The 12303-nt window shown below is 34.8% G+C and carries 10 protein-coding genes; 4 read left to right on the top strand and 6 right to left on the bottom strand.

Annotated features, from left to right (window positions below):
• Positions 1–91 precede the first annotated feature (91 nt).
• The 6 genes from AAGD84_RS00825 to AAGD84_RS00800 all read right to left on the bottom strand — a co-directional run bounded on the left by AAGD84_RS00825 (position 92) and on the right by AAGD84_RS00800 (position 8686).
• Positions 92–2908, bottom strand: coding sequence for a hypothetical protein (locus AAGD84_RS00825; protein ID WP_341818040.1), 2817 nt, complete (start codon positions 2906–2908; stop codon positions 92–94).
• Complete coding sequence (locus tag AAGD84_RS00820) at positions 2889–5243, bottom strand: type VI secretion protein (RefSeq protein ID WP_265038435.1); 2355 nt, start codon at positions 5241–5243, stop codon at positions 2889–2891. Before AAGD84_RS00820 ends, AAGD84_RS00825 begins: the two co-directional genes overlap by 20 nt.
• 44 nt (positions 5244–5287) lie before the next feature.
• Positions 5288–5662, bottom strand: coding sequence for a hypothetical protein (locus AAGD84_RS00815; protein WP_265038465.1), 375 nt, complete (start codon positions 5660–5662; stop codon positions 5288–5290).
• A 94-nt stretch (positions 5663–5756) separates the two neighbouring features.
• Positions 5757–7007: a hypothetical protein gene (locus tag AAGD84_RS00810; protein ID WP_265038434.1), complete on the bottom strand. Its 1251-nt coding sequence runs from the start codon at positions 7005–7007 to the stop codon at positions 5757–5759.
• Between the two features lie 123 nt (positions 7008–7130).
• Positions 7131–8159: an NAD(P)H-dependent flavin oxidoreductase gene (locus AAGD84_RS00805; RefSeq protein ID WP_077188405.1), complete on the bottom strand. Its 1029-nt coding sequence runs from the start codon at positions 8157–8159 to the stop codon at positions 7131–7133.
• Between the two features lie 5 nt (positions 8160–8164).
• Positions 8165–8686 carry a cytochrome b gene (locus AAGD84_RS00800; RefSeq protein ID WP_010082022.1) on the bottom strand — a complete coding sequence of 174 codons (522 nt, stop codon included), beginning with the start codon at positions 8684–8686 and terminating at the stop codon, positions 8165–8167.
• 618 nt (positions 8687–9304) lie between these two features.
• On the opposite strand from AAGD84_RS00800, the gene AAGD84_RS00795 reads away from it, so the two are divergent.
• The 4 genes from AAGD84_RS00795 (at position 9305) to AAGD84_RS00780 (ending at position 12300) form a co-directional block, all read left to right on the top strand.
• Positions 9305–9442, top strand: a complete 138-nt coding sequence (locus AAGD84_RS00795; RefSeq protein ID WP_213863637.1) for a hypothetical protein — start codon at positions 9305–9307, stop codon at positions 9440–9442.
• A 336-nt stretch (positions 9443–9778) separates the two neighbouring features.
• Positions 9779–10966 carry a phosphoglycerate kinase gene (locus tag AAGD84_RS00790; protein ID WP_265038432.1) on the top strand — a complete coding sequence of 396 codons (1188 nt, stop codon included), beginning with the start codon at positions 9779–9781 and terminating at the stop codon, positions 10964–10966.
• 124 nt (positions 10967–11090) lie between these two features.
• Positions 11091–11852, top strand: coding sequence for an EndoU domain-containing protein (locus AAGD84_RS00785; protein WP_264723103.1), 762 nt, complete (start codon positions 11091–11093; stop codon positions 11850–11852).
• 97 nt (positions 11853–11949) lie between these two features.
• Complete coding sequence (locus AAGD84_RS00780; RefSeq protein ID WP_151807638.1) at positions 11950–12300, top strand: diacylglycerol kinase; 351 nt, start codon at positions 11950–11952, stop codon at positions 12298–12300.
• Positions 12301–12303 lie beyond the last annotated feature (3 nt).

Raw genomic sequence — 12303 nt, 5'->3', positions numbered from 1 at the left:
TTTGTTAAGATAAAGCAATTACACCATTTACTACATGCTTTACTTTAATTAATTATTAAAACAAGAGCATCATTTCCAGAGCTATATCTTTTTACCTTGATAATTCTTTTTTGACTTCCTCTTTAATTATCCCACTTATATTCACGTTAAGATCCCCTACCCAAAAATCAGTCATAGTTTCAAGATCGTATAGATCCTCTATTACTTTTTTAATAGCAGCATTTATTTCTTCTTCGTCAAATTCCTTTATAATAGGTCTAATCTTCACATACCCTGGAGAGCCTTTACCATAAATTCCTTTGCTTTTATTAATGCAGCCACCTGCACCAGATCTACTGCTTCTCAAACCACTTCCACACTCTACTGTTTCATACTTGATTTCACCATTTTCTATATATGCTATTTGATTGTCTTGTGTAGACTTCAGTTTATCTGCCTTTACAATTTTCTCCTCTAGCTTTAAATCTTGCTTATGAATTACTGTTTCCTCATAACCCTTACCACCGTATGTTCTATACTCACCTCCACCTGCAATAGTAATCAGTTGCTGGCAATGTTGCTTCTGCGAATTGCACATTTCTATGAAAACAGGTCCCCCGTCCTTATCTGAGAAGTTACTTTCCTGGTTACCCCCTCCCTCTGTGACTTGCACCTTAATTATAGGATAATTAGGATCGATTTTCAGTTTAGCTTTAATATAATCTCCTGGCATCCCTACTCTGCTTTCAGTAGAATGGCATTTTTGATTGTCACAGCCACTACCTTGTATATGACCTGCTTCACCACTTCCCCACGCTTCTATTTTAATACGATCAAATTTTATTGATAAGTCATCTGTATAAACATCTTTATTTTTATGATCATAGGATTTTTCATTATTTTTTTCAAGATCTGGTTTCTTATTTTTCAGATGTTCCTTGATTATCTCTTTTAATTTTTCTTTTAATTTCTTTTTGAGACCTTCTAAATCGAACCTACACAATTTATCAGCGTAAAAGACCTCCGTTCTGTTTGCTTTAATTGGTGCTTCTTGTTGTGTGACAACGCCATTTGTATTTTGTGAAATCTTTGTATAAAAAGGTTGAGTGTTTTCTTTGTCTACATATCGTGTTGAACGGCTGCATGTTCCAGTAAAGCAGATACAACCATCATCACCTTGATTACATTTTTCTCTATGCTCTACATCCGTCAATTTGTATACTACTTTCAGTCCTTTACTAGATTTAAATGTATCGTCTATCTCATCATTTCTTTTTACACAGTAACTGCATTCTCCCTTCTTCTGCTCATTTTCATCAGGGAAGAAAACATACCCTTGTTTATTGAATATTATTTTATCTAACTCACTCTGATCTCTGTTTAAGAGATCGGCTCTTTTATTTTCCTTGCTTGGAAGATAATAGAACTGATTTAATTCCTTGGAGTAAACAGCATTGTATTTAGTATATCTTGTTCCCATTAATTTTAGTGGTATTATTTTATTTTCTCTTTTAAGAACAAACTCCTCTGGTTCTGGCTGCCATCCAGAAAGACAAAGCATTTTACTGTTAGAATTTCCTTTATACTTTACTTCTATTTCCGGCTGCCCAGAGTTATTAAATTCACATTGAATAGATTTGTCTTTTAACTTTTTCTCAAAATCATTAAAACTATAAAAACTTCCGCCTTTAGAACATTTAATTTGCACATCAGGAACATAGCCATATTCTTTCAGAACTTTAAATTGTTGCGGATTACTTTCTAATATACCTTCTATAATATTATCAATATTACTATCAGTTGTTTTTGCTACTATTGCTGGTTTTACTACTTTTAAAGATAGGGGGCCAATGTTTATAGGATGGTTGAGGTCAGTATTAACATTAAAAGTACAGGAACCATTACTATAGGTTCCATGTGCTTTAGCACAAGTGCTCTCACTCATCTTCATTTCTACTTTCAATGTATTTTTATTTACTATCTCCACTATCTCAGGTTCTGGAGCAGGTGGTGCAGGAAAACAGCGGACGAACTGTGGATTTTGTTCATTTATACTTTGAGTTCCAAGGTATTCAGCGCAGAGCTTATCTTTTTCTCTATAGGTTTTGAAGTCATACGTGGTGCCATATTTGTCTGTAATAGGGTGTTCCTTAGCTTTATCTTTTCCATACTCTTTAGGGAAATCTAATTTTTCTCCAATCTTTCCGTCTTCTTCTATTAGATCACCAGCTATTACCTTAACCTTAGGGTCAAAGTAATCATTGTCTTCATGTGTTATAGGGATAATTCTAACTTGTGGAGGTGACATCGCAAGTTGTTCACAGAATGGAGGGGGGCTAGGTGCAAGTGGCACGGGAGCACATTTTACTGCCGTTTGGTAGCAGGTATCACAGACTTTTTCCATCTCCCCAGGACGAAAAATATTCTCACCCGAAAATACTCTAGAACCCCATGAAGAAATTCCTGACATACAAGCCCCTTTTTGACTGCAAGCACATATTCTAGGAGAGTTAGCGAATCTTCTTTTTTCCTCATCAGTAACACCGTCTGCCCATTCCCATTTAAGACCCCGAGCAATTTCTCCTCCAGCTTTTGTTTTATCCCCTTCCCAATCAATAAAAGCTGCAGCAGAAACTCCAGCTCCTGTACCTTGCGTTCCATATATCTGGCGGCAGGATTCCCCACTTTGTAAGTCATAACAATAACTTTGTCCATCATAAGCACATACTCTAATTTTGGGATTAAAGTAACCATCAACTCCTTGATCTTTTATTGCTTGCACCTTAATTTCCTTTACCCAATCTCCACCAACTATTGCTTCCCACCAAGTATTACTTTCTACAAATGTTGGACAATCAGCATATCCTTGATACGAAAGACCAAGTATCAAAAAAAATATCAATAAGAAATTAAGCTTTACACTTCTCATAAAATACCGGTAACCACTCATTAACTTCTTCTCCTTTTTCTTTTATTGCCTCATACATATACTTTATCGTCTCTTTGTTAGCTGAAAGTACATGTATTTCTTGCATATTCTTTAAATCTAAATTTAAAGTTACTAATCCTTTATACTGTTTTATCAAAAATAAACCTTCCTGCGTTGGCGTCTGCAGAATTATATTCAGCTCCTCTTTTGATAAAGAAAATGCTTTCATGTATAATCTATTTGCATTGACGTTCGGCATCAAGATTCTTGTATCAACATGTTTATCTAAATATTGAGTAAATTTGCTAGCAAATGCGAGATTTAAATTTTCAGTACTTAGGATTACTACAACATTTAGTTCCGTCATTCTTTGCATCCAGTTATCAAACTCTTTCTCTGTAGGAAAAATATTACTTATCTCCCATGCTTCATCCAAAACAAGTATTGCAGGCGAGCCATCACATTTTGCCTCAAAAGAATATAAAAAATAGTAAAGTATCACGGACATACATTCCTTTTGTTTTGTAAGGTTTGCGGTGTTGAGAGATATAATTTTTGTTTCCCAGTCAATATCTGATTCATTACCATCTTGAAATAAGTAAGCAAAGTCACCATCGTCACACCATCTACTTATCTTACCCCCAAGGAGCAAGAGCACCTCAGAAATTTGTGAAATAGAACGTGATTCCTTGGGTATAGCAAATATAGAATCCACAATTTTTCTTATCTTTTCTTCTACGTCCACCAAGCTCGTATCGGCTACCATTCTTCTGATCAGTTCAACCAACATATTGCGATTGGAAGCACTATCTTCAATGTTTAGTGGATTAAATTTTAGGCTTTTGTCCTTATATTTTGGATCGATTATGTAATATTTACCACTCACTGCTTTAGTAAAAATTATTGATTTTCCAGTGTTATCCAATATGACAATTCTTGGGTTAAACTTTCTTGATTCTGATAATAGAAAATTAATGAGTGAAGTTCTGCCTGAATTTGGAGCTCCGAGTATCGTAGTATGGCCATTATTTCTTTTTCCATGAAAATTAAAGAAGTAAGGATTTCCTTTTTTTGAGAAAAAAATCATTACCGCTTCTTTCCACCTTCTTCCTTTTAATGTACCTGACGTAAAATCGTGCAGCATAGCAAAGCTGCAAGCGTATTTTGTTAAGATATTTTTCGGTTGCGTAATAAAAGCAAAATTGCCTGGAAGTTGTGCCCAAAAATGACTTTCCATATGTAAATCAGTTCTAAACATCATGAAGCCAACTAATGACATTATAGAAGATAAATCACTAATACTTTCAGCTAACTTATTCCTATCATCTGCAAATATTGTAAAAATAATTTTCTGTTGGCAGAAGTCTATACTAGAGGTCTTTTCAAGCTCTATTATTTCTTCAATTCCTGAGCTTTTAAGTAAGGTATTATCCTCACTAATTTGCAGCATGTTGATTTGTTTTTTAAATTCTTTTATTGCTTTGTTATTACTAGTAAATATCATTATTTCTGTAATGATAAATTCAGATTCAAGCTGCAAGCATCTATCTATATTACCTAAAGAGATTTCCCGGTATTCTTTTATGCTGAAAATAGAGCCAAATTTCTGTTGATTTTCAAATATTGTTTGAAACGTATTGAAACCAAAAGCTATTTTAAAATTTCTAATATATTGCGACAGGTCCCTTTCATGTATTGGATAATCTTTGTGCGTTAATGTAACAATATAGTGGAGAAATTCTATCATTTCAGAATATATTTTACCTTCACTAAACCTTAGACTCAGTTTTTTAGCTCCAAAAGGTCCTAAATCATTTTGAATTACGTCAGTTATCTTTTGCAACTCCTGATGGCTTTCTTGTAAAGACAACTTATGCTTATTCTTTATTCTATTGAAAAAAAACGAATTATTAGTATGCTTGCCAAAATCGCTAAACAATATTACAATGTATAGTTCATTTATATACTGTAATTTACTATCAGTTAGTTTATTAAACCACGTTGAATGTAGGTTGTCAGAGAAGTCTTCAGTTTTATTCCATTTCAAGCTCAGTTTATTGCGCTTTCTAACGGTATGAATCCAAACGGTAAAATACAGGCTATTAATATTTTTTGATATGCTTTTTCTAATTTCAGTTCTGAGGTCGCTGTAGTTATCAACAGAAGAATAATCTTCTAACTTGATTATTTTTAACAATTCTCCCTGTTTTGTTAGTATGGTTTCTTCATCGTAATGACAAGCATAAGGAACAAAATCTAAATCAATGCTTTCTAGTAATGCTAAGTTGTTCTTTTTTTTAATCTTAGAGTTAACTGTTGGTACTTTTAACTGCATATGCGTATTCAATAAAGATAATTAAAAAAGATAAAAATACTATCTTAATTTTTATCTTTTTTTTCGCTATCGGATTGTAATTTTATATCTTTTGCAAAGTTAAATTTTTCTTTTAAGTAGTCTGTTGCCTTTTCTGTACTACCGAACATCAGGACCAGTACACCAAACATTATCATAAAAAAGATTAGACCTCTGAACACTACTGCAAGTATCACTGCAGCTATACACAACCCTATGATTGTTGAAGGACTCATATTTTCTACAGTATCTTTAACTGAAAATGAAGAAATAAAATTTTTTACCGTTTCTTGTATACCCTTTAATTCATCACTCGCCGAACTTGCTTCGCTAGAATATGATGCAAAAACGAAACTTAATAAGGCTATAAAAACCAAAACTTTATTCAATTGAATGCGCATCAACTAAACACCTTTTAAACATTCCTCAAATATAACAACTTTTATATCAATAGGCAAGAACTGAATTCACTTATCCACTACAAGTAACACATATTTAATTTTTACCGCTGCGAACATGCTGTAAGCTCTTATCATCAACAAGAGGACTCACATTAATGGATGTTAATTTACTTGATAGGAAGTTTGAATGCAATTCAGCTACTGCTGCTATAGCAAGCACTGCAACCATAGCAAGTAGTCCTGCTCCTATCAATCCTGATGTCATTGCTCCTGCAACAATGCACCCTATTGTGGAGAGAGCACAACCTGCTACAAGTGCAACGTGAAGATTTCTGTTATTGGGTTGGTTTTTAAGTAGGATATCTTTCTTAACTTGATCTGGATTTGCTTGACCATCTGAGTTTTCATTTTCTTGCATTTTTGGCTCTTTTTTTACAGTCTGCTCTGGCTGCACTTGAGTCTCGTTTTCTTTTGGGGATTCCAAATTTGATTCTAATAACTCAGTTTTTTCTCCACCCTCTGGTTGTAAGCCATTATCTTCTTCAACAGAGCTCAATGTTGAGTTTAAACTTTCCTCAGATGAAGTGCTTGCTATTGATGTTAAACTGTTTTTTCTACTATTTATTGGTGATATCGAGTTTTTTTCACTCAGTCCAGGTGAGTCTATTCCACTATCTGAGTCATTGCCACTACTGAGTTTAGAAGTTTGCTTCTCCTCTATTTCTTTCACAACCTTGCTATATTTTTCAAACACTTCCTCTGTAACATCTGAATTACTAAGTATTTTATTATCACCACTTTTTTTCTCAGCTACATTCAAGGGTGTTTCTTGTGTGTTGTTTTGCTCTTCAATATGTTTTAGCTGCATTTGATCTTCAATATTTTCTTCAACAGCATTTGGTATTGAGCTTACACTGCTGCTCCTGTTAGTAATATCCAAAATTGTTTGTACTATTGCTGCCTTTTTTTTTGAGTCTAGTTTTTTTGACTCTGTTATTTCTGCTTTCAACGCTGGAAGAAAGTGTTGGATATAATTATTATAATGTTCTCTTTTTTTCCCCACTGATTTTTCTAACTCAGCTAATGCTTCAGGACTAGTTCCTTGCTTGGATGACTCTAAGTGTTTTGCAATAGCCTGCTCATTTTGTCGTTCTCTCAGTATTTTTTCCAATTCAGCCAATGTTTTAGGACTAGCTCCCTGCTTGAACAACCTTTTGCATTCTTTGGAAGTCTCATCTTGATTTTCTTGATAATTTTCTGCTGTTACCTTTCTGTATATAGTGTTGCTCAATTGTTGGTTAATATCTCCTTCCTTACTCTTAGGTTTTTTAAAGGGACTGTGCATAACATTCCTCCATACATAATAAAATGTATAGATACCTCTTTAGCGTTAATTTTACATTAAAACTGGGCAATTATGCCATATTATAAATAATTGCGGCAACTTGCTTATTGGAAGGTCGCTTAACTATTTGCTTTCTGGGCTTTCTACTTCTACAGATTTGCTATTAATATGATTCTTTGCTTGTTGAACTAACATATCCACTACTTCTTTTACAGGCTTTTCCCTATCAACCATGCCAACACTTTGGCCGGCCATTAAAGATCCTGTTTCAACATCTCCTTCAATCACTGCCCTTCTTAAAGCTCCAGCCCAGAACTTTTCTATTTCAAGCTGCCCATCTTCTTTTGAGATCTGTCCCTTTTGGTATTCATCAATAACTTCTTTTTGACGCTTCATGAAGTCATCGCTTGCTTTGTTGGCTATAGCTCTTACAGGAATTACAGGAAAATCAGCACTTATCTGTACAGAAGGTATTGCATTACGTGCGGCCGATTTAATAAACACTTCCTTAAAATTTTTGTGGGCAATTGACTCATTAGTGCAGACAAATAATGTACCTATTTGACAGCCACTTGCTCCCATTTCCAGGTAATTAACTATCATTTCACCTCTTCCTATTCCACCTGCAACAAACACTGGTATTTGTTCATTTTTAAAATGAGGCAATATCTCTTGTGCAAGAACAGAAGTGCTAACTGGACCTATATGCCCACCTGCTTCCATTCCTTCTATTATTAATGCATCTACTCCCATTTTTACTAACCTTTTCGCAAGGCTTAATGCTGGTGCAAAGCACATAACTTTAATGCCTGCACCCTTGATTTTTTCTATATTAGGCTTTGTTGGCAGTCCACCGGCAAGCACTATATGGCTCACTTTCGTTTCAATACACACATCTATCAACTCACTCAACTTTGGGTGCATAGTAATTAGGTTTACACCAAATGGCTTGTTAGTTAATTTTTGTGTCTCTATGATTTCTTTTTCCAGTAAGTCTGGGAACATTGCACCACATGCAATCACACCAAAACCACCAGCGTTTGAGATTGCTGAGACCAAGTTTCTCTCTGAAACCCAGCTCATAGCACCACCCATTATAGCAAACTCACTGCCAAGAAAATCTGTTCCTTTTTTCCAGAGGCTACTTAACATATAACCTATATCATACGTTTAAAAATGTTTTGTTTATCTATAAATGTGTGTTTTAAGGCGCCAAGTATATGTAAGATTATAAAGAGTACCATAAAATATGCAAGCATCGAATGTAGCTCGTTAGCCGTGTTAGCTAGATCTTTGTTTTGATTAATCAACAAAGGGATATGAAAAAAATATTTGATCTGTTTGCCAGAAGCAGAAGACATGACATAGCCAGATAGTGGCATTAGCACCATTAAAGAATATAAACCAAAGTGTACTGCTTTACTTATATTGATTACAAACCGAGAAAAATTTGCTGGAAGTGGTGGAACATAAGTAAAGACGCGAAAAAATATGCGTACTATGATTAATCCAAGAATAGTGATACCGCAAGCCTTATGAATAGCGTATATGTTGAACTTAATTTCATTGCTAAGTGGCAGGCTTTTCATATAAAGTCCAGAACAAAGCATACCGATAATAAAAACAGCCATCAACCAATGGATAACTCTTAAACCTAGGCTATATTTATCGTCTTCCATTTTGATTACCCTAAAGTAGCATTTATATAATAGAAAAACTATTTTTCAATCAAAATCATTAAAGCAATTTAGATTTACCGACAATGTAGCTATACAAATTCGACCCAGCCGGAAGTCAAGGGCACCTAAATCAAGAAACGGATTAAACGAAAAACTTACTTGACAAACTCCGCCAACCCCCTTATCATGAAACTGAAGCTATTTATTTATCTTCGCAATCTGTGCAGGTTAATGACAAAAAACTTAGGGTATTTGGCGTCTCATGTTTAATTTTTCGCACTACGTGCATCGCATGTCTTTAAAAATTTTTAGATTTTTACCTATATAAGCCGAAACGCGCTTACAAAGCGTTTAAGACAGCAAAAAACGTCAAATTGACAAGGGAGAATTTGAATGCTAGCTACTACGGGGTTTCTTTGCCTTTTTTCCTGCTTAGTAAATTTCTTAAACACTTGCGGTGTAGGTTAGTTGCAAGTTAAAAGCAGCTAAATCGCTCTTAATCAAGCGTTTTAGAATAAAAAAACGCCGATATTTTAGTACATAGTAAATAGCCAACCACCACGGGGCTTCTTTTGCCTTTTTTTTCATTTGGTAAATTTCTTAATATTTATAGCTAACATGAAGCTAAGTACGAACTTTGTTAAACACAACAAATGGTGTCATTCCAGTGCTCCTGTGATGTCATTCCAGCGCGTGACGCTGGAATCCAGGAATTTTATTAAGTTGGTGAGCATAAAAATAGCTGTTTTACGTTAAAATACAATGTTTTGATGATTATGGAAAGGCTGGATTCCAGTGTCAAGCACTGGAATGACACCATAGGGGCACTGCCATCATAAAGGAACCAGTGTCAGCTACTTAAATGACATCATAGGGGCGCTGGGATGACACCCTGACAATCGTCATCCCGCTGCTTGTTAGCGGGATCTAGAGATACCGCGAATGAATCGCGGTATGACGGTTCGTGGTGGCATGACGATAAGGTTCCAGTGTCAAGCGTTTGGCGTGCAAATTTCCTTAAACGTTCGTATAACTCAAAACTTTACTTTAGGTCAAACTGCTGTATAGTGGCTTTATAGCTTTAGTTTTACAATGAATATACCCAGTATAGAAAATTGTGATCTTCACAATAAAACCGTCTTACTCAGAGTTGACTTCAATGTTCCTATAAAAGATGGAGAAATTCGTGATGTCACTCGTATTTTGAGAGCATTGCCTACTATTCATTATTTAGTGAATGCGAGTGCAAAGATTATTATTATATCGCATTTCGGACGCCCAAAGGCTAGAGACGATAATCTGTCACTAAAAAATATAATTGACACTTTATCACAGTTACTAAATAAAAAAGTGAAATTCATTGATGATTGCGTTGGTGAAAAAGTGCAAAAAGCAGTGAGTGCTATGGATGCAGGAGATATAATATTACTAGAGAATCTAAGATTTTATGAAGGTGAAAAGGAGAATGATGCAAACTTTGCCAGACAATTAGCATCTCTGGCGGATACATATGTCAATGATGCATTTTCTTGCTCTCACAGAGCTCACGCTTCTATTTCACGCATTACAGAGTTTTTACCTTCCTACGCGGGATTTTGCTTACAAGATGAGCTAAAGTGTCTTGAAAAAGCTGTATCGTTTAAAGCTAAACCTATTACTGCGATAGTTGGGGGAGCTAAAATATCAACTAAAATAAAAGTGCTTATGAAGCTAACAGAAAAGGTTGATTACCTAGTTCTAGGTGGTGCAATAGCCAATAATTTTTTGTCATTTAGCAAAGTAAATATAGGGAAATCTTTCTTTCAAAATGGTGTTGACGACCTTCTACATAATATTGTTGAAACAGCAAATAAAAACAATTGCAAAATAGTTGTGCCAGAAGACGTTCTGGTTGCAGTAAACTCTGATTACAGCACTAGTATTTCAAGAAAAACTGAGTCCATTTTGGACGGTGATATAATTTTGGATATCGGATCACAAACTTTGAGTACAATAAGCAGTATAATAGCGAGCAGTAAGACTCTGCTGTGGAATGGACCTATTGGTGTTTTTGAACATTCAGCTTTTGCAAATGGTACAATAGGGGTAATGAAAGTCGTAAGTGACTTAACGCACAAAGGAAAGTTAACCAGCATAATAGGGGGAGGTGATAGTCTATCTGCAATAAGCGCTGCAGGCCTTACCGATAAGGATTTTACATGTGTTTCCACTGGTGGAGGAGCGTTTTTAAGTTGGCTGGGTGGTGACGAAATGCCAGGAGTTGCTGCTCTGCAAAAATGATTAGATTAAAACTTTTTTAAATTGTTTCTTGTAAGCTAGCTTTTTTGTGAACGTGATTATGTCGAAGACAGTTAAACTAATTTTGTGTTTAATAATACCAATAATAGGGTTTATTTTTTATATTATGGATCATTATTTTCACACCGGCTATGTAGAAGAAAATGTTGAGGTCAATTTTGAACCATTTTTCAGTTCACAACCAGGTTATATACCACCGTTTCCAGAATTAACTGACTTCGATAGAGGAGTGTTGAAAGTTTGTGGAGATTGGGGAGCACATCCAGATAAAGAAGATTTCAAAATTTTACTTAGTTGTCCGCAGCATCAAGAAGTAGTGAAAGGAATATATGATGAGCTTGATCATCAAATTGTCACACCAGATGCGGATTTGGAGTTATTTAAAGATGAGCTGGCTAACATTTGGTTTACAAATAGTGGAAGTGAAAAAGAAACTGTAGGGTTTGGACATATTTTTTGTGGTGAGCCAAACGATAAATTAGGTGGCATGCATTTTGTAGGTAGATATGTTGAAGCTCAAGAAGATAAATGGGCAGGTGCAATTTGGAATGATAAGTCCCTATGCAATAAATCAGATATTAAGCCGCCAGTTTATACATTTGGAATGAAATATTTAGGTAAGGATGGGGAAGTGAAAGTTAAATGCCCAAATGGATACGCATATAACCTTCATGCTGATGATATTTTAATTTCTGCAACTAAGGCGTTTAAGGAATTAGGAAAGGATGGAATGTGCCTGTATAAAATGGAAGATGACGATTATCAATCAGTGTTTGTAAGAAAGAATGATGCTATACTCATGTTCTATCCCGACTTAACACCAAAATGTGATGATAAGAGTACTTATTGTAGTTGCAGTAAATCTTAATTTCAAAACCAATAGGGTGAACAAATGATAAAAATGTTATAGGGTGTAGCAAATCCAAATGAGTTAAAATTTTGATTAAAGGGTTTTGTGAATAATAATGAAGAAGGGCATTATTCGTCTAATAAAAGCAATTCAATACTCTTGTGAAGGAATAAAATCAGCTTTTATATCAGAAATTGCGTTCAGACAGGAGTTACTGCTTTTTATAGTATGTGTCTCAATTTTGTTTGTTTTGGATGTAAGTAATCTAGAACGTGCAGTAATGATAAGCAGTCTATTCCTGGTGTTAATTGTGGAAATTGTTAACACTGCTTTTGAAACGACAATTGAGCGTATTTCCAGTGAACAACACATACTTTCAAAAAAGGTGAAAGATCTAGGTAGTGCAGCAGTTTTTCTTTCATTAATTAACTTCCTGATAACATGGATGATAATATTGACAGGTTAATAC

The organism is Wolbachia endosymbiont (group A) of Andrena fulva (genome assembly GCF_964026815.1).
GTDB lineage: Bacteria > Pseudomonadota > Alphaproteobacteria > Rickettsiales > Anaplasmataceae > Wolbachia > Wolbachia pipientis.
This window is presented reverse-complemented; position numbering and strand designations above follow the sequence as displayed.

What these genes read in the sequence shown, in the direction of transcription:
- AAGD84_RS00825 (WP_341818040.1), bottom strand. Translation starts at nt 2,908, where the DNA reads ATGAGAAGTGTAAAGCTTAATTTCTTATTGATATTTTTTTTGATACTT.
- AAGD84_RS00820 (WP_265038435.1), bottom strand. Translation starts at nt 5,243, where the DNA reads ATGCAGTTAAAAGTACCAACAGTTAACTCTAAGATTAAAAAAAAGAAC.
- AAGD84_RS00815 (WP_265038465.1), bottom strand. Translation starts at nt 5,662, where the DNA reads ATGCGCATTCAATTGAATAAAGTTTTGGTTTTTATAGCCTTATTAAGT.
- AAGD84_RS00810 (WP_265038434.1), bottom strand. Translation starts at nt 7,007, where the DNA reads ATGCACAGTCCCTTTAAAAAACCTAAGAGTAAGGAAGGAGATATTAAC.
- AAGD84_RS00805 (WP_077188405.1), bottom strand. Translation starts at nt 8,159, where the DNA reads ATGTTAAGTAGCCTCTGGAAAAAAGGAACAGATTTTCTTGGCAGTGAG.
- AAGD84_RS00800 (WP_010082022.1), bottom strand. Translation starts at nt 8,686, where the DNA reads ATGGAAGACGATAAATATAGCCTAGGTTTAAGAGTTATCCATTGGTTG.
- AAGD84_RS00795 (WP_213863637.1), top strand. Translation starts at nt 9,305, where the DNA reads ATGAAGCTAAGTACGAACTTTGTTAAACACAACAAATGGTGTCATTCC.
- AAGD84_RS00790 (WP_265038432.1), top strand. Translation starts at nt 9,779, where the DNA reads ATGAATATACCCAGTATAGAAAATTGTGATCTTCACAATAAAACCGTC.
- AAGD84_RS00785 (WP_264723103.1), top strand. Translation starts at nt 11,091, where the DNA reads ATGGATCATTATTTTCACACCGGCTATGTAGAAGAAAATGTTGAGGTC.
- AAGD84_RS00780 (WP_151807638.1), top strand. Translation starts at nt 11,950, where the DNA reads ATGAAGAAGGGCATTATTCGTCTAATAAAAGCAATTCAATACTCTTGT.